Origin of the sequence: Acinetobacter sp. ACNIH1 (genome assembly GCF_002934695.1) — a bacterium.
Lineage (GTDB): Bacteria > Pseudomonadota > Gammaproteobacteria > Pseudomonadales > Moraxellaceae > Acinetobacter > Acinetobacter variabilis.
The window spans coordinates 2,115,788-2,133,938 of record NZ_CP026420.1 but is presented as its reverse complement, the minus strand read 5'-3'; the positions used below and the strand labels follow the sequence as shown (position 1 = coordinate 2,133,938).

Annotated in this window: 12 protein-coding genes and 1 pseudogene; 9 read left to right on the top strand and 4 right to left on the bottom strand. The window is 43.6% G+C overall.

Translation table 11 applies throughout. The features are described 5' to 3' along the window. Positions 1–85 precede the first annotated feature (85 nt). The 3 genes from tnpC to tnpA form a co-directional block, all read right to left on the bottom strand. Complete coding sequence (gene tnpC / locus C3F22_RS10440; RefSeq protein WP_104426504.1) at positions 86–1,711, bottom strand: IS66 family transposase; 1,626 nt, start codon at positions 1,709–1,711, stop codon at positions 86–88. 74 nt (positions 1,712–1,785) lie between these two features. After that, positions 1,786–2,121: an IS66 family insertion sequence element accessory protein TnpB gene (tnpB, locus tag C3F22_RS10435; RefSeq protein ID WP_004282310.1), complete on the bottom strand. Its 336-nt coding sequence runs from the start codon at positions 2,119–2,121 to the stop codon at positions 1,786–1,788. After that, the gene (gene tnpA / locus C3F22_RS10430) at positions 2,118–2,501 is read right to left on the bottom strand and encodes an IS66-like element accessory protein TnpA (RefSeq protein ID WP_005094709.1); all 384 of its coding nucleotides are present in this window, start codon (positions 2,499–2,501) and stop codon (positions 2,118–2,120) included. The genes tnpB and tnpA overlap by 4 nt, the downstream gene beginning before the upstream one ends. Before the next feature lie 60 nt (positions 2,502–2,561). Between tnpA and C3F22_RS10425 the strand changes: the two are divergent. Together C3F22_RS10425 and C3F22_RS10415 are read left to right on the top strand one after the other, a co-directional pair. Continuing rightward, positions 2,562–2,744: pseudogene (locus C3F22_RS10425) on the top strand (terminase small subunit); the annotation flags it as partial. A 1,097-nt stretch (positions 2,745–3,841) separates the two neighbouring features. Then, positions 3,842–4,510, top strand: coding sequence for a hypothetical protein (locus tag C3F22_RS10415; protein WP_228203541.1), 669 nt, complete (start codon positions 3,842–3,844; stop codon positions 4,508–4,510). Positions 4,511–4,599: 89 nt separating this feature from the next. On the opposite strand, the gene C3F22_RS10410 is transcribed toward C3F22_RS10415, so the two are convergent. After that, complete coding sequence (locus C3F22_RS10410; RefSeq protein WP_104426503.1) at positions 4,600–4,821, bottom strand: kynureninase; 222 nt, start codon at positions 4,819–4,821, stop codon at positions 4,600–4,602. A 2,640-nt stretch (positions 4,822–7,461) separates the two neighbouring features. Between C3F22_RS10410 and C3F22_RS10395 the strand changes: the two genes are divergently transcribed. The 7 genes from C3F22_RS10395 (at position 7,462) to mobA (ending at position 18,133) form a co-directional block, all read left to right on the top strand. Next, on the top strand, positions 7,462–7,782 hold the full coding sequence (locus tag C3F22_RS10395) for an Arm DNA-binding domain-containing protein (RefSeq protein WP_005234424.1): 321 nt from the start codon (positions 7,462–7,464) through the stop codon (positions 7,780–7,782). Between the two features lie 7 nt (positions 7,783–7,789). Beyond that, positions 7,790–8,722: an IS5-like element IS17 family transposase gene (locus C3F22_RS10390; protein ID WP_104426403.1), complete on the top strand. Its 933-nt coding sequence runs from the start codon at positions 7,790–7,792 to the stop codon at positions 8,720–8,722. Positions 8,723–8,969: 247 nt separating this feature from the next. Then, positions 8,970–10,310, top strand: a complete 1,341-nt coding sequence (locus C3F22_RS10385; RefSeq protein ID WP_005234426.1) for an MFS transporter — start codon at positions 8,970–8,972, stop codon at positions 10,308–10,310. 40 nt (positions 10,311–10,350) lie between these two features. Beyond that, positions 10,351–12,897 (top strand): nitrite reductase large subunit NirB, encoded by a 2,547-nt coding sequence (gene nirB, locus C3F22_RS10380; RefSeq protein WP_104426502.1) that lies wholly within the window; start codon positions 10,351–10,353, stop codon positions 12,895–12,897. A 24-nt stretch (positions 12,898–12,921) separates the two neighbouring features. Further along, positions 12,922–14,532, top strand: coding sequence for a nitrite reductase small subunit NirD (nirD, locus tag C3F22_RS10375; protein ID WP_005234429.1), 1,611 nt, complete (start codon positions 12,922–12,924; stop codon positions 14,530–14,532). Between the two features lie 185 nt (positions 14,533–14,717). Then, entirely contained in the window at positions 14,718–17,498 is a 2,781-nt protein-coding gene (locus tag C3F22_RS10370; RefSeq protein WP_005234430.1) for a nitrate reductase, read from the top strand. Beyond that, complete coding sequence (gene mobA / locus C3F22_RS10365) at positions 17,495–18,133, top strand: molybdenum cofactor guanylyltransferase (protein ID WP_005234432.1); 639 nt, start codon at positions 17,495–17,497, stop codon at positions 18,131–18,133. Before C3F22_RS10370 ends, mobA begins: the two co-directional genes overlap by 4 nt. Positions 18,134–18,151: the final 18 nt, after the last annotated feature.

Below are 18,151 nucleotides of genomic sequence, written 5' to 3'. Positions count from 1 at the left end.
TTTAATACCTGCAATCTGGAGAGTAAATATTTATGGCAGGCCTGACAGATAAACGTAAGCGTCCGCTGAATCCCATGCCTATTTTTTAATTTTGGTCGGATTTCCAGCGGTGTGGCAGTAATTCTTCTATTTGGGTCACTTTATGTGTCGGCAACCTTTTCAGCACATCACTGAGATAGGCATACGGATCCAACCCATTCAGCTTTGCTGACTGGATTAAAGTCATGATATTTGCCGCTCGCTGTCCACTGCGCAGCGAACCTGCAAACAACCAGTTCTTACGGCCCAATGCCCAGGGACGCATTGAGTTCTCTGCCCAGTTATTGTCAATGGGTAGATTGCCATCATCCAGATAGCGGCTTAAGGCTGGCCAACGCTTCAGACTGTAATTGATGGCCTTGGCGGTTGGAGAACTCGATGGCACCGTCAGATAATGTTGGTTGAGCCATTCATACAGTTGTTGCATCACCGGTTGGCTGTGCTGTTGTCGGTATTCGCGGCGGTCTTCCGCTGTACCATCGGTCTTTTTCCTGAGTTCTGCTTCTATCGCATACAGTTTCTGAATCAGCACTAAGGCCTGTTCAGCGACCTGACTTTTCCCGGTCACATGCAGTTCATGGAATTTACGACGTGCATGGGCCATGCAGCCCACCTCAATGACCTGGCCTGATTTAAAGCGTGCTTTATAACCACTGTAATCATCACAGACTAGATTGCCCTGCCAGCCTTTCAAGAACTCTGCAGCATGCTGGCCTGAACGACTATCCTGAAAGTCATAGATCACCGCCTGAACTGGATTGTACTGTGTAGTGGCATAGGCCCAGACATAACCTTTCTTCGGTTTTTTCTCATTCTCACCCATCCGCATGATGGTGACCGGTGTTTCATCTGCATGCAGCACCTGCTGTTGTAGTACCACCTCTTTTAAGGCATTGGCCAGAGGCTCCAGTTCTACACCGCAGCGACCTATCCAGTCAGATAACGTTGATCTAGAAAGCTCGATTCCCGCCCGCTGATAGATCAGGCGCTGACGGTACAGCGGCAAATGATCGGCATACTTCGATACCAGCACATGGCTGAGCAGTTCAGGTGAAGCAATGCCTTTATCAATCACATAGGCAGGCATCGCTTGCTGAGTCAGGGTGTCACACTGATCACAGACCCATTTGCCACGCACATGCTGTTCCTTATAGAACTGTGCCGGTCTGAAATGCAGTTTTTCACTGATATCTTCGCCGATACGACGTAACTGGCAGCCACAACTGCATTGGGTTGATGCAGGTTCATGCTCAATACGGATGGTGTGTAGATGATCCGGCAGCAGTCGACGTTTAGGTTTGTTGACTGTGGCTTTCTCTGTCGCTGCATCGGTTTTATCTGCATTCAGCCGTTCCAGTTCCAGATCAACGGCTGCAATATCTTCTTCGACCGCTTCATCCCAGAGATGGATTTGTTTTGCAGTGAGATGTTCGTTTTTACTGCCGAATTTGTGCTGTTTAAATAGTGCGAGTTCATGCTCGTATTTTTGATTGAGAATAGAAAGATGTTGAACTTTAGAATCTAATTGCTGATTGGTGACTTCAAGATGTTGAACTCTGGCATCTAATTGCTGGTTTGATTGTGCTAGAGACTGATGCTGCAGCGCCAACTGCCTGGTGAATTCCAGCAGTTGTTCATGGGTCAGTTGGCTTAAGTCAGGCAGCGTATTCATGACCTCAGTATGCCTGAGGTCATGACGCAGAGGAAATAGAACGTTTGGAGAATAGCAGAATGCACCAACCTGGTTTAGAGCATCGTCACTACCTGCTGTTGTCCAATGCGCTGCCAGGGCAAACCCTGGATCAGTGCCTGTAACTGTTCCGGGCTGAGGGCTACGCTTTCACCCTGGTGAACTTTAGCCCAGTGAAATTTGCCCTGTTCCAGCCGCCGGGCACACAGCCAGATCCCCAGTCCATCATGCACCAGTACTTTCATGCGATGGCCACGTTTATTACAGAACAGGTAAGCACAATGCGGTTTGATGTAGCCAAAGGCTCTCACCACCTGAGCCATGGCCGTATCCATTCCTGCTCGCATGTCCATGGGCTGGGTAGACAACCAGATTTCATCGATACGGATCATGTTGCCAGTGCCTTGAGTAATTCTGCTAAAGCAGATATTTTTGATACTTGCCATTTCAAGCCAATTTCTGCTTTTGAGTGGGGTAAAGTAATTTGAACCGTTAACATGTCAGTAGGAGTAGGATCTAATGGTGCAGAGCAGGATAAGGCAATAAATGCAGGTTTATTCGGTAGTGGTGAGCGATCATTCCCTGGCTTAGCATCAATTAAGCGAATCCATTTGGATACGAGATTTGTATTCAATCCATGTTGCAAAGCGACCGAAGCAATTGAAACGTCCGGTGCTTTACAAGCCTGAACGATCTGCTGTTTAAATTCAGCACTGTATGTTCTTCGTTTTTTCGCAAGAGATGCGATGGATGTCTGGTGATTTGTAGTCATAAATTTTAGTCCCCACTTGTTTTTAAGTGGGGACTAAATTAAGGCTTATAGGACGAATTCATAAGGTGTGTTCAGCGGACGCTTACAGATAAACAACAAAGGTTTGTCGATGAGTATTTGATAGACCTGAATGCTACACAGGCTGCTATTCGTGCGGGTTATAGCGAAAAGACCGCCTACTCTGTTGGGCATGAAAACCTGAAGAAACCTGAAATTCAAAAAGCCATTCAAGAAGCGCAAAATTTATCTAAACTTAACGTTCAAAAAGCTAAAAATTTGTCCTTGGTCGTCCTCTACGATTTTTTAATTTTGTCTTAAGAAACGGAATCACAATATTTGGGTCATAAAGCTTTTTCCTCCCAACTCCCATATTAAATATTTCCAACCTTTTAGAAAGTGCTTGTCTAGATATTGGAAATCTTTTCATAAGCCATGCTAGATCAACCAAATCAGGATACTGTTCTACTTCTACTGCAATAACTGTAGCGCCGTAGATAGAGTCTCCAAGACATATTTTTGGTGGACTCTCAGACTCTACAGTGATGATATACTTTTGTTTAAACATTCTAGCTCTCCAATTGATTAAAAACCTTATAAAACCTTATAAAACCTAATATTCAAAATGCCCAGGGTGTTGACATTCAAACGCTTTGAACCTGTTATTCAGGATATGCACAGAACCGCCCTGATTGCTCGATATAGCCATATTTTATAAATGATGTACCTTTCATCAAGTCTTAGCCTAAACCTGACAAAACCTGACATTTAGAACGCTGTGCTTGTTAGTAAATGTTAGTCCGAACCTGTCAAAACCTGTGGTTGCAGACTGCGTAAATCCTAAGTTCAAAACCTCACAAAACCTCACCTTAGAACTTGTCAAAACTTGACATTCAAAACGCTGTAGCTGTAAGCAATAGTAAGCACCTTTAACTTTATTTTAACTTTTAACTTAAACAGGATTTTTTTTGCTGGTGCGGTTTGGAGTGGTATCCACTTTGGGCCAGTCCATAAGATATGAAATCCCCCCACTGGTTAGCCCTCACTGGTAGATTGAACTTAATAAAACTTAACCTTGAACTTGATAAAACTTGAAATTAGAACCCAATTTTTTAATGAAAATATCGGTATAAAAACACATAGAAATCATGTCAAATTTGTACGTAAAAACTTACATAAATTATTGAATTAATAAATAAATTTAAATAATAGCATGGTAAAATTAAGAATAAATTTTGTGGGAGAAAATAGCAGTCTATTAAGGTTGATTTACTAAAAATTTTGAATAGCTAAAAGAGGCTATTAATCACTAAAAAAGTAATTTTAAAAACAGGAGAATGCTTATGCCAATCGCAGCAGCAGCAATAGGAACAAAACTTGCAGTAGGAATGGTAGGTGCCAGTGTGGTTGGTGGTGCTTTATCATCCAGGGCACAAAGAAAAGCAGCAAACACAGCAGCGAATGCCCAAATTGAAGCATCTGAAATGGGAGTAGAGGAACAGCGCCGACAGTTTGATGCAGTTCAGAAACTCTTAAAACCTTATGCGGATGCAGGCCTTAGCGGTTTAACTGGTCAGCAAGATTTGCTTGGAATCAATGGTAATACAGCCCAACAAGCAGCGATTAACAACATTAACAATAGCTCTGAAATGCAAACCTATTTGCAACAAGGTGAAAACGCCATTTTGCAGAATGCATCGGCTACTGGTGGGATACGTGGTGGCAACACTCAAGCAGCATTAGCACAGTTTAGACCGCACTTGCTTAACCAATTAATCAATCAGCGTTATCAAAACCTAGCAGGCATGACTGCGCTAGGTCAGAACGCAGCAGCAGGGACAGGTAATGCTGGCATGCAAACAGCTAGCAATATTTCAAACCTGTATCAACAGTCTGGTGCAGCACAAGCGGGTGCGGCTTTAGCAAAAGGTCAGGCAAGTGCCGATATGTGGAATGGTGTATCACAGGCAATCGGTCAAGTTAGCGGTATGAAGATGATGGGCCTATTTTGATTAAAGAGAGATGCCAATAAACCCCACTGTTGCCAAATACATGTGGGGTTTCTTCTATACATCAGGAAAGCACTTAATAGTGTTTTTTTTTAATTGTCCCAATTTTTTCCATTAGCACCACAGTTACGTTCGATAGAATTCATGGCTTCTTCAGTTGTATATTGCTTAGAACGCCATCCATCAATATTTGCTTGTATAAGTGCTCGACAATTCTTAGGTAATCCATAATCGCCATAGGTAGGCTTACTATTAGGATTTCCGCAACCAATCAAGATTAATGGCAACGCTGAAATTAATATTATATTTTTCATAATCATACTCTTATTTAAATAATTAAGTTAATGATACAGAAGTTTTGCTAATCGTAAAACTCGCTTAACTTATCAAACCTGATAAAACCTGAAATTAGGGCGGCATGTAATCACTACATTTCTTCAATTTGCGAAACAATCCTATGAAAGAAATGCTTTTGTGAAACAAACCCTATGGAAGAAGCATTTATTCAATAAAAAAAGCCCGCATATCGGGGGCGATATACAGGCCATTGCATGAACAAGCCTAACGACACGCCCAAAACTCGCTATGAGAAAAAGCGCAAGCAAAAGCCAGTCAGCTTCAATACTGAGAATTCACACGATGCCGATCTATTGGCCATGCTAATAAACTGGATGATTTTAGCGGATGGGTTAAAGAACAATTGAATGAAGATATGAAGAAAAAGAAAGGCTCACAATAGTGGGCTTTTTTAATGCCTGAAAATTAGATCAATAAATACTCATGTCTACCGTTACACAGCCGGAAACTGTCCGTTTCTGACATATTTGCTGTGCGTTTCTGACATTTTTCGCCGTCCGGTTCATCTTGGATAACTCACTAAGAATAGTGATAGTAAGTATTAGAACCTCACAAAACCTGACATTAATACGGCGTAGACCTTGGTATTACTATGTTTGAGTGTGGTTTTGATGGTCTTTTTTATGTGGTGCTGTAAAACAAGAAATAAGGTCAAAATTCTTTACGTAGCTATACAAAATAGGGGGTTTTACCTTGATGTACCTTGATGAAATCAAGCAACCGTCAAGAAACGGTAAACCTTGCCGTATATAGCTTTGAAGCTGTTTTAATGGTCTTTCTACTGGTGTCCTATCAAGGAAACTAAATAAACGCCGTAAAGAATAATTTTAGGATTCTTGCTTTACGTAGCTTTACGGAATCAAATTTATTAAATCCCCGTATGCCTTGCTGTAATTGGCATAGCATCAATTTCAATAATTACCCTGTAAAGCAAAATTTAGCAGGACGTAGCAGGACAAAACCATATTTCTTGTTGGACGTAGCATGACAAACAGCATATCTAAGTAAAACGCCGTATGCCTTGTATGGCTTGGTTTTGAGTACATTTTTATAGGTGTTTTTATCAGTACCTTGTCAAACAAGTGCAAAAGGTCCGTCATGCAAGATTTAAGGCCATTTACTGATACGTACTGATACGGATTTTGCTAGACGTACCTAGACAAAATGTAATTTTAATAGAATAGATGTAATGCTTATCTGATAAGGCTTTTACATGGTTTTTAGGGTGTTTTTGGTGAGGTGCTGTCAAGGTAAATCAACGATATACCGTAGAACTAATTTCTTCCTTTCTTGTACGACGTAGAACGACAAAACAGGGGGTAATTATTCCATTTATGTCTTTTGCGAAACAAACCCTATGAAAGAGAATTTTAAGCAATTCATATTTGCTTAATTTTGAATTTTCGGAGTCCATAAAAAAGGGATGGTCTGCATGGTGATAATGACCATTCAGTTACCGGGTTAGTGTAGGTCAGGTAGTATTCCTTTTCACTACACTTAAAGTGTAGTAGTGGAACGGGTATAACCGCCAATGGCGGACGGATCAGGACCATTTCCCCCATTGGGGGAAATAAGCAAAATTGCGTTGGTTAATGAACTACGAAACTTTCGTACAGTCACACAGTGTGGGTATGGTCAAAATGACCACCCCTAAAAGCCTAGACCGATAGTGAAATTCCGCTATCGCTATGCCCATGCTTAAAAGTGAGCAACGGTATTCACTGAGCGAAAAATTGCGTTGTGTTTCGTAACAACTACGCGCGCGCACGCGAGGGATGCTTCAAATATAGTTTTGACCTTTAAAATCCCAATAGAGTTACAGTGTGATTATTCGGGCGGGTCACTTCTACAAATGGCCTCAACATAGAATCACCCCCCCCACTGGGGGATATATCCAAAATTGGGTGTATATAAACAGCCGAGCTACTTAATCAGCCACTTGGACGGCTAAGTTAATTCAGCATCCTGAATGTGGATTTAAAATCTGAAATTCTACTGACCAGCTCAAAGATGGTTAGTGAGTACCTTAAAGTCACTCACAAATCACTGACAGTTAAAAGTGACGTACAGCATAAGCACCACAAAAAAGAGGAGCTTCACCACAAAGGATATGATTCTAAATCTGACCCTACCTGAGCCACCAAATAGAGGAGCAGCTTTAAATACTCTATTTCGCTTCAATTAAATGATGGGAGCGAAAAAACACAGCAAACCGCTATACCGTCAGACAATAACCAAGAAAATGCGCGGGCGCGCGAGGGGGAGTGTTTTTATATGAATGTAACTCCCGATATAGCAACTAAACTTAGAGAAAATGGCCTAGCAATATATAATTTGTACACTGTGGTGTACACTGGGATTTTTGTATAAATTTTAAATTATATAAAACAGTAACTTATTGGATTTGTTCAATTGACGCCATCACCAAAATTCAAATCCATATAGTCTCATATGGTCTGTAAGGGCATGAAAATTAATGATTTTCATGCCCTTTTTGTTTCTTGAAGTTCCTTTGAATCTCTTAAAGTCTCACGCATTGTGTTGGTATAAGTGTTGGTATAAAACTATTTCCAAGTTAAATTTTGGAATAGATAAAGATGTTAAAAGCTCAGGAAATTAAAGATGCAAAACACTCAGGGATTGGCAAAGCTCCTCTTAAATTAAGTGATGGAGGAGGTCTTCAACTTCATGTTTTTGCGAATGGTAGAAAGACATGGATATACTCCTATCGGTTTCAGGGAAAACAAAAAAATATAACCTTAGGAAAATACCCTCAAATGACTACTATTGTGGCAAGGAGCAGTGCTGCAAATTTGAAAAAACAATTAGCAGAAAATCCTGATAAAGAATTAGTATTAACTAATAGAAAACGGCTTTGTTGCACAAACCTATCTGTAAAGGCTTTTTCAGCGATATAATTTTCAAATGAAGAAGCCTACACACAAAATCTACCGCACAACCAATTGGCCCGCATATAACCGAGCACTCATGAGTCGCGGAAATATTGCCATTTGGTTTGATCCTGCTACGCAATGGTATGCTCTATCAAAAGGCAAACAAGGGCGAAATCAAACCTACTCCGACGCAGCTATCCAATGCTGCTTAATGATTAAATCCTTATTCCGTTTGTCTTTACGTATGGTCACTGGCTTTGTGCAAAGTCTGATTAAACTTTGCGGATTAAATTGGACAGCACCAGATTACAGTACGCTTTGTAGAAGACAAAAGCATATTGATATTGCAATCAGCTACCAAAAAAGTAGCGATGGGCTGCATCTACTCGTAGACTCTACAGGCATGAAGTTTCTAGGTGAGGGCGAATGGAAACGCAAGAAACATGGAGCTGAATATCGTCGCCAATGGCGTAAACTACATATTGGTATAGATGCCAAAACCCTACAAATACGCGCTATTCAGCTCACAACCAATAATGTCAGTGATTCACAGGTGCTTGGTGATTTACTTAATCAGATTCCACAAGATGAGCAGATTGACTCTGTTTATACCGATGGAGCTTATGACACCAAGCAATGCCGTCAGGTCATTGCAGATCGGCAAGCACATGCGGTGATTCCACCTAGAAAAAATGCGAAACCATGGAAAGATACAAAGAGTAGCTCGCTAGAGCGAAATGAATTACTTCGAACAGTTACACGTTTAGGCAGGACATTATGGAAAAAATGGTCAGGCTATCATCGCCGCAGTTTGGTGGAAACCAAGATGCATTGCATCAAATTATTAGGCGATAAATTAATGGCAAGAAGCTTTCCTAGTCAGGTGAATGAAATTCATGCACGTGTAGCAGTCCTCAACAGATTTACGGAATTAGGTCGACCACTTACCCAAGTTACGCCTTAAATTTGGCTCAATTAGGGGCGCTTTGCATTTCAAATCTTTGTGCAACAAAGCCGATAAATAATATAAATACAAATACTTATTCATAAAGTTATTTTGTTGGCACGCTTTGTGCTTAATAGAATTTGAGTCAAAGACGACTCTAAAGAAATTTGTAAGACGGCCAATGACGTCCGTTCTGATCGCATCTGGTGTGCAGCGATTCGCATAGCAGATAAGCCTATACGTTCAGTTCTGGAAGGAGATGGTGATGTCTTCAAATTTATATGAAAAGAAAGCAACAAAAATAAGTCTTTTGAATTTCAGCAGCGCAGCAATGAGAGCCTTCCATATGAGTTGGCTCGCGTTTTTTGTCTGCTTCTTTGCCTGGTTCGCCTGTGCACCGCTGATGCCTGTGATCGCGGGTGAATTCAGCTTAACCAAAGATCAAATCGCCAATATCAATATTGCAGCAGTCGCGATCACCATTCTGGTTCGACTGATTGTCGGTCCGCTATGTGACAAATATGGTCCACGGAAAACCTATACCGCCTTACTCGTACTCGGCAGTATCCCGGTCTTTGGTGTGGCCTCTGCGAATAGCTATGAATCCTTTCTGTTTTTCCGCTTACTGATTGGCGCCATTGGTGCCAGTTTCGTCATTACCCAATATCACACCAGCATCATGTTTGCGCCGAATGTCGTGGGTACTGCAAATGCTGCATCAGCAGGTTGGGGAAATGCCGGTGGCGGTGCGACTCAAGCCTTGATGCCATTACTTCTGGCTGCGCTGGTGCTGTTCGGTGTTGAACAGGCGATGGGCTGGAGAATTGCCTTAATTGTTCCAGGCCTGATGATGCTGATCGTCGGTGCATTGTACTGGAAATTTACCCAAGACTGTCCACAAGGCAACTTTAAAGAACTGCGTGCAGCAGGAATTCAGGTTGGTAGCGAGAAAAAAGGTGGCATGGCAATTCTGATGCATGCGGCCCGTAACTACCGTGTCTGGATTTTATTTGGCGCTTATGCGGCCTGTTTCGGTATCGAAATCTTCATTCATAACATCGTAGCCATGTACTACGTAGAAAACTTCAGCTTTGGTTTAAAAGAAGCAGGTATGACCGCCGGGATCTTCGGTCTGCTAGCACTGTTTGCCCGTGCACTGGGTGGCATTGTTTCAGATAAAGTCGCCATCAAAAAAGGCCTGGACGGACGTACCAAAGTGCTGTTTGCCATGATCTTGATGGAAGGCTTATTCCTGATTTTATTCTCGCAAATGAACAGTGCCATGCTGGCCATCATCACAATGACTGTCTTCGCATTATTTACCCACATGGCATGTGGTGCAACGTATGCGCTGGTGCCATTTATTGACCGGGATGCTTTAGGGGGTGTGGCTGGCATTATCGGTGCAGGCGGTAACGTGGGTGCGGTCGCAGCAGGATTCTTACTTAAAGGCATGCTGGATATTCAAACCTGTCTGATGGCACTTGGCGGCCTGGTCGTGATTGCAGCAAGTTTTGTTCTGATGATTCGCTTCTCGGTTGAGCATAAAGCCAAAGAGCAAAAGCTGTATGAAGAAGCTGTCCTTGAACGAAACAACCTAGCTTAAAACACAAGATACAAGATTTAGAAAATTTAGGAGAAGGAATATGAAACTGGTAATGATTGGCCATGGCATGGTAGGACACAAATTTATTGAATCTGTGCTTGAGCATGCAGGTGATGACGTTGAAATCACGATTCTGGCAGAAGAGCCGCGTCTGGCTTATGACCGTGTACATTTAACTGAATATTTCACTGGAAAATCAGCCAAGGATTTAACCCTTTGCCGTAATGACTTTGCAGATGCGTATGGAATTGATTTGCGTTTGAGTACCAAAGCGACTGCAATCGATACTGTTAATAAAACAGTCACCACTAATCATGGCGATGTGATTGCTTATGACAAACTGGTTTTAGCTACCGGCTCCTATGCTTTTGTTCCACCAATTCCAGGCAACGACCGTGAAAATTGCTTTGTTTATCGTACCATTGAAGATCTGGATGCAATCCGGGCAGCGAGCCTGAATGCCAAAAACGGTGTTGTGATCGGTGGTGGTTTGCTGGGTCTGGAAGCGGCAAAAGCGTTGCGTGACCTGAATCTGGAAACGCATGTGGTCGAATTCGCACCACGCCTGATGGCAGTACAGATTGATGATCTTGGGGGTAAAGTATTACGCAGCAAAATCGAAGATCTGGGCGTTAAAGTCCATACCCAAAAAGCCACCTCGTCTATTGAAGATGGTGTCAATGCCAAGCACGTGATGAAGTTTGGTGATGGCGCTGAACTAGAAACCGACATCATCCTGTTCTCTGCGGGGATCCGTCCACGTGACGAACTGGCACGTCAAAGCGGCCTGGCGATTGGTGAGCGCGGCGGGATCATGATCAATGATTATTGTCAGACTTCTCATCCAGATATTTACGCGATTGGTGAATGTGCACTCTGGAATAACAAGATTTTTGGTCTGGTGGCTCCAGGCTATGACATGGCACGTATCGCTGCAAAGCATATACTGCAAGAAGAATGTGCAGCATTTGCTGGCGCGGACATGAGCACCAAGTTGAAACTGATGGGAGTTGATGTTGCATCAGTTGGCGATGCACATGCCATGACACCAGGTTCAATGAGCTACTTCTATGCCGATGAAGCGGCACAGATCTACAAGAAAATTGTAGTCAATGCAGAAAAAACCAAACTGCTCGGTGCAGTGCTGGTGGGTTGTGCTAAAGAATATAACGACCTGCTGCAAATGATGCTGAATGGTCTGGAAATTCCAGAAAATCCGGAAAGCCTGATCATGCCAGGCTTTGACCAAGCAGCAGCGAAAACGGGTGGCACCGGTGTAGATCTGCTTCCAGACAGCGCGACGATTTGTTCATGTAATAACGTATCTAAAGCGGATATCTGTTCAGCGATTGCCGATGGTTCAACTTCTCTCGGTGCTCTTAAAAAATGCACCAAAGCCGCAACGGCTTGTGGTGGCTGTGCACTGCTGGTGACGCAAGTCCTGAAGTCTGAATTACAACGTCAAGGCGTTACCGTAAACAACCATCTCTGCGAACACTTCGCTTATTCACGCCAAGAGCTGTATCACCTGGTACGTGTTAACGAGATCAAAACTTTTGATGACCTGATCCATCAACATGGTCATGGTATGGGCTGTGATATCTGTAAACCGACTGTGGCAAATATATTGGCATCTTGCTGGAATGACTTTGTTCTGAAACCAAGCCATGCCGGCCTGCAAGACAGTAACGACTATTACTTGGGTAATATCCAGAAAGACGGTTCGTACTCAGTCGTGCCACGTATGGCGGGCGGTGAAGTGACACCAGAAGGCCTGATTGCAATTGGTCAAATTGCCAAAGAATATGGCTTGTACACCAAACTGACTGGTGGCCAACGTGTCGATATGTTTGGTGCACAAGTGCATCAATTGCCAGAAATCTGGGAAAAACTGATCAATGCCGGTTTTGAGTCTGGTCATGCCTACGGTAAATCACTACGTACAGTGAAATCTTGTGTCGGTAGCACTTGGTGCCGCTATGGTGTAGATGATTCTGTTGGTTTGGCAATCTTCCTGGAAAATCGTTACAAAGGTCTGCGTTCTCCACACAAACTAAAAATGGCCGTGTCTGGTTGTACCCGTGAATGTGCCGAAGCACAAAGCAAAGACGTCGGTGTGATTGCCACTGAAAAAGGCTGGAACCTGTATGTCTGCGGTAACGGTGGTATGAAACCGCGTCATGCTGAACTGCTGGCATCAGATCTGGATACACAAACTTTAGTCCGCTATATCGACCGTTTCTTCATGTTCTATATCCAGACGGCTGATCGTCTGCAACGTACTTCGGTATGGCGTGACAACCTCGAAGGCGGCCTGGATTACCTGAAAGATGTCGTTGTGAATGACTCATTGGGTCTGGCAACAGAACTCGAGCGTCGTATGGAGCATGTAGTGGGCACTTATCAGGATGAATGGCGTACTGCAGTTGAAGATCCAGAAGTCCGTAAACGTTTCAAAACCTTTATTAATGCCAAGGCTGAACAGCAAAACGATCCGTACGTTCAATTTACTGAAGTGCGTGGTCAGATCCGTCCAAAAACTGAAGCTGAACGCAATGCCAGCCGTATTCCGGTAGTTGAAGCTTGATTCAAAGAATAAAGGAGCAAGAATATGACAATGTTTAAAGATATGAATGAACTGAATTGGGTGGAAGTGTGTGCACTGGATGATATTACCCCGAATACCGGTGTAGGTGCATTAATTGAAAATCAGCAAATTGCTTTGTTCCGTGTAGGTCATGAAAAGCGTGTTTATGCTTTAAGTAACCAGGATCCATTTAGTAAAGCATTTGTAATGTCACGCGGGATTCTGGGTGATCTGCAAGGGGAACGCGTCGTCGCTTCACCGATTTACAAGCAGCATTTCAGTCTGGCAACCGGACGCTGTCTGGAAGATAAAGACCAAAAACTGCTGGTATTTCCAAGCAAGATTGAAAATGGCAAAGTCTGGATCAGTCCGACCCCTCAAAAAACCTATATCACCAATAATGGTACTTCTCAGGAAAAGATGAAGCTGGTTTTGGTGGGTAATGGCCTGGCTGGTATGCGTTGTCTGGAAGACCTGCTGGATATGGCACCTGACCGTTATGAAATTACTGTGATTGGTGAAGAGCCGTGGGGCAACTACAACCGCATTATGTTGTCACCAGTATTGTCTGGTGAGAAAACCATTGATGACATCATGCTGCATCCACATGCCTGGTATGCTGACAAAGGCATCCGTCTGATTGCCGGTGATCCGGCGGTTCGCATCGACCGTCCTCGTAAACACGTATATACCGAAAAGGGCGAAGTGATCAGTTATGACCGCCTGATTCTGGCAACGGGTTCCAAGCCGTTCGTTCCGCCAATTCCGGGGAGTGACTTAAAAGGTGTACTGAGCTTCCGCGACATTTATGACGTCAACAACATGCTGGACTACTGCAAAACCAAGAAAAATGCCGTAGTCATTGGCGGAGGACTTTTAGGTCTGGAAGCAGCGTATGGACTAAAACAGCAAGGCATGAATGTGACTGTATTGCACCTGATGGACCGCATCATGGATCGCCAGCTAGACAGTAAAGCCAGCCAGATGCTGAAAACAGCGATTGAGCAGAAAGGCATTACCATCCTGACTGCAGCGAATACCGAATGCATGATCGGTGAAGAGGGTCATGTGACTCAAGTCAAACTCAAAGACGGGACTGTGCTGGATGCTGATCTGGTGGTGTTTGCCGTGGGGATCCGTCCAAACATGGCTTTAGCACAAAGTGCAGGCTTACGTTGTAACCGTGGTGTATTAGTGAATGACACCATGCAGACTTTTGACCCAAGTATTTATGCGGTGGGTGAATGTATTGAACATCGAGGTCAAACTTTTGGGCTGGTTGAACCACTTTGGGGCCAGGCGTTTATTTGTGCATCACATCTGGCCGAGCATGGCAGTCTGACGTTCAAAGCGCCAACTGTTCCGACTCAGCTGAAAGTAAGTGGCTGTGATGTATTTTCGGCAGGTGACTTCGAGCCAAAAGAGGATTTTGAAGATATCGTGCTAAATGATGAGAAACGTCAGATCTATAAACGCATTATTATTCAAAAAGATAGAGTAATTGGTGCCGTGCTGTTTGGGGATACTGAGGATGGTGCCTGGTATGCTGAGCTAATTGCAGATCAGACACCGATCACTTCGATTCGAAATAAACTGCTGTTTGGTCGGGATTTTGCATTAAAGAAAGCAGGGTAATCCATCACATAAATCTTCCCTAACCCCTCTTTAAAAAGAGGGGAATCTCCCTCCTTTAACAAAGGAGGGTTGGGGAGGATTAAAGCTTTTGAGACCAAGAAAAAATTTAAATCAAACCTGTAAAAGCTAGACATTTTAGATTTGGCGAGATAAGTGAATTTAGATGATTAAGGAGCACAGCAGCAATGAATAGTATCCCAGTAGTGGAACTGCATAGCTCCACAGAATTAAAAACTAAAACCACACAGACCACTTGCCCATATTGTGGCGTGGGTTGTGGTGTGACTGCACATGTAACGCCGACCACATCAGGCCCGAAAGTGACTGTTGAAGGCGATGCCAACCATCCTTCTAATTACGGCAAGTTATGCATCAAAGGTAGTAATCTGGCAGATACTTTAGGACTGGGAACCCGTTTACTGCAGCCAATGCTGGGTCGTAAAGATCAGCGTGAAGTTACCAGTTGGGATACTGCAGTTTCTTCCATTGCCAATAAATTCCAGCAATGCATCGATCAATATGGCCGAGACAGTATTGCATTTTATGTCTCAGGTCAGTTGCTGACCGAAGATTATTATGTGGTGAATAAATTCGTCAAAGGCTATCTCGGTACGGCGAATATTGATACCAATTCACGCCTGTGTATGTCTTCAGCTGTTGCTGCACATAAACGAGCTTTTGGTGAAGATCTGGTTCCAGCCAGCTACGAAGATTTTGAACATACCGATATGGTGGTACTGGTCGGTTCCAATACCGCTTGGTGCCATCCAGTGCTGTATCAGCGCATTATGAAAGCCAAGGAACAACGTGACCTGTTTGTAGTGGTGATTGATCCGCGTTTTACCAGTACCTGTGAAGCAGCAGATCTGCATCTGCCTATTCTGCCAGGGCAAGACGTTGCACTATTTAATGGCCTATTACAGTACTTATATCAGCATGGTGATGTAGATCAGGAATTTGTTGCTGCACATACCCAAGGGCTGGAACAGGCCTTGGCCAGCAGTACTGCGGAAGCTTCGATTGAAGATGTTGCGGCACGCACCGGTATTTCAGCGGGTAAGCTGAGTCAATTCTTTGAAAAATTTGCCCAGACTGACAAAGTCATGACGTTGTTCTCCATGGGCGTAAATCAGTCATCCCGTGGCGTAGATAAAGCCAACAGTATTATTAACTGCCATTTGCTCACCGGAAAAATTGGTAAGCTCGGTGCAGCCCCATTCTCTATGACCGGCCAGCCAAATGCGATGGGCGGCCGTGATGTCGGTGGCTTGGCCAATATGCTGGCAGCCCATATGGATTTAGAGAACCCGGAGCATCAACAGCTGGTGCAAAACTTCTGGCAAAGTCCATATATTGCCAAGCAAGCGGGTTTTAAGGCAGTTGATCTATTCCAGGCAGTCGAAAGCGGCAAGATCAAAGCCATCTGGATCATGGCCACAAATCCGGTCGTCAGCTTGCCCGATGCCGATCAAGTGAAGCGTGCTCTGGATAAATGTGAATTCGTAGTGGTCTCTGATATCTGTCAGGATACGGATACTACTCAATATGCTGATATATTACTTCCAGCTTTAGGCTGGGGCGAAAAAGATGGAACCGTCACCAATTCGGAACGCCGTATTTCAAGGCAACATGCCTTTTTAGATGCGCCGGGTGAAGCCAAAGCTGACTGGTGGGCGATTGCACAGGTGGCGAAGCAAATGGGCTTCAGAGGGTTTGATTTTCACAATAGTCATGAAATTTTTAAAGAGCATGCCGAGCTCTCTGCCTATCAGAATGTAGAAATTTCCGAAGGTCTAGAAACCCCATATTTCCGTTATTTTAATCTGCAAGGCTTAAGCAATTTAACCGCAGAAGAATATGAGCAACTGGAACCAGTGCAATGGCCGGTTTGGGGTAAACAGCAACCTGCTCAATCTGTAGGAAGATTATTTGCCCAAGGCCAGTTCAGTCATGCTGATGGTAAAGCAAGATTTATTGCAACTACTGCAATTGATCCGGTCAATCAGGTTTCCAGTGAATATCCTTTAATTCTGAATACTGGTCGGATTCGTGACCAATGGCATACTATGAGCCGCACTGGATTATCTGCAAATCTCAGCACACATCGTGCTGAACCTTATTGTGAGATTCATCCACATGATGCTTTGAAATACGGGATTAAAGATGGCGAGCTGGTAGAAGTCAAATCGCAATGGGGCAATTGTGTCTTGCGTGCGACTATTAGTGACAATATCCGCCGTGGACAGGTCTTTGCCCCGATTCACTGGAATGATCAGGTCGCATCCGATGCCCGGATTGGCAAGGTGGTGAATCCGGTAGTGGATGCTATTTCGGGTGAGCCAGAATTCAAGCATACTCCGGTTATCATCCATCCATTTTATAGCCAGTGGCAAGGCGTATTTTATGTGCGTCAAGGCTTTGAAAAAATCGTACAGCCGTCGATTGAAGCCACCGTGTGGTGGACTAAAATCACTACCAGCAAGGCCATACGTTATGAACTGGCAGACCGGAAGAAATTTAGCTACACCACTGAGCATTTAAAAGAATTATTGCCATTTCAGGATGAAAGTTTTGAATGGCTGAATCTCGAAGATCAGACCGCCCACATTAGTCATAGTGTGATACTTCAGGATGGTCATGTGATTGCCAGCCTATATATTGCACCGAAGGCCTTATTGCCGGACCGCGACTGGGTAGCAAGTCTGTTTAAACGTGAACGTTTAAGTGCTATGCACCGTAAAGCCTTACTTGCCGGACAGCCGATGTCGATGGCAAATAATGAAGGTCCACTGGTGTGTAGCTGTTTTAAAGTCGGTAAAAACCGCATCATTGAAACTATTAAAACTAAAAATATTACGGATGAAAAACAGGTGACCGCATGTTTAAAAGCCGGAGGGAATTGTGGTTCGTGTTTACCTGAAATCCGTGGCCTGATTAAAACATGTCAATTGGAGACGGTAGAATGAAAAAAGGAGCCGAGAGAGAAAATAATAAAACAGCCTATCCACGTACTGATCTGGTAATTCTGGCGGGTGGACAGGCAAGACGCATGAATGGCATCAATAAACTGTTGCAGAAATTTGATGACCAGATTCAGCTGATCAAGATTCACCAACAGCTGAAATCGAATGTTGCACAGGTCTGGATTAACAGCCATCGCGACTATTCCATTTACCAGAAACTTATTCCTAGTGTTCATTATTATCAAGATGATGAGCCAGGATTCCAGGGGCCGTTAATGGGCATGAAAAGTGCCTGGTCGCATGTACAGTCGGATTATGTGCTGTTTGTTCCTTGTGACGTAACTTATATTCCTTCCAGAGTATTGCTCAAGTTGCACCAGGCTCTAGCCAAAAACAGCCTGGCTGAAGTGGCCTATGTGGAAATTAACGGCAAGCCACTTTATCCATTTTGTCTGGTCAAACGCAGTAGTCTGGCAACCTTGAATTTATATCTTGAACAGGAACAGCGCAGCCTTAAACACTGTTTTGCTGATTTGCACGCACAAGTGGCACGTTTTAAAAATCGTGCGCTATTTTTTCACAGTATTAACTCGCTGGATGAACTGCAACAGTATCAACAGCTCAAATTTCTGCACTAAAAACTGAATATTTTGCTT

Bases quoted from the DNA above. Each gene is read 5' to 3' on its own strand.
- C3F22_RS10415 (WP_228203541.1), top strand. From the start codon at position 3,842: ATGCCAATCGCAGCAGCAGCAATAGGAACAAAACTTGCAGTAGGAATG.
- tnpC (WP_104426504.1), bottom strand. From the start codon at position 1,711: ATGAATACGCTGCCTGACTTAAGCCAACTGACCCATGAACAACTGCTG.
- C3F22_RS10385 (WP_005234426.1), top strand. From the start codon at position 8,970: ATGTCTTCAAATTTATATGAAAAGAAAGCAACAAAAATAAGTCTTTTG.
- C3F22_RS10370 (WP_005234430.1), top strand. From the start codon at position 14,718: ATGAATAGTATCCCAGTAGTGGAACTGCATAGCTCCACAGAATTAAAA.
- C3F22_RS10410 (WP_104426503.1), bottom strand. From the start codon at position 4,821: ATGAAAAATATAATATTAATTTCAGCGTTGCCATTAATCTTGATTGGT.
- mobA (WP_005234432.1), top strand. From the start codon at position 17,495: ATGAAAAAAGGAGCCGAGAGAGAAAATAATAAAACAGCCTATCCACGT.
- nirD (WP_005234429.1), top strand. From the start codon at position 12,922: ATGACAATGTTTAAAGATATGAATGAACTGAATTGGGTGGAAGTGTGT.
- tnpB (WP_004282310.1), bottom strand. From the start codon at position 2,121: ATGATCCGTATCGATGAAATCTGGTTGTCTACCCAGCCCATGGACATG.
- C3F22_RS10390 (WP_104426403.1), top strand. From the start codon at position 7,790: ATGAAGAAGCCTACACACAAAATCTACCGCACAACCAATTGGCCCGCA.
- tnpA (WP_005094709.1), bottom strand. From the start codon at position 2,501: ATGACTACAAATCACCAGACATCCATCGCATCTCTTGCGAAAAAACGA.
- C3F22_RS10395 (WP_005234424.1), top strand. From the start codon at position 7,462: ATGTTAAAAGCTCAGGAAATTAAAGATGCAAAACACTCAGGGATTGGC.
- nirB (WP_104426502.1), top strand. From the start codon at position 10,351: ATGAAACTGGTAATGATTGGCCATGGCATGGTAGGACACAAATTTATT.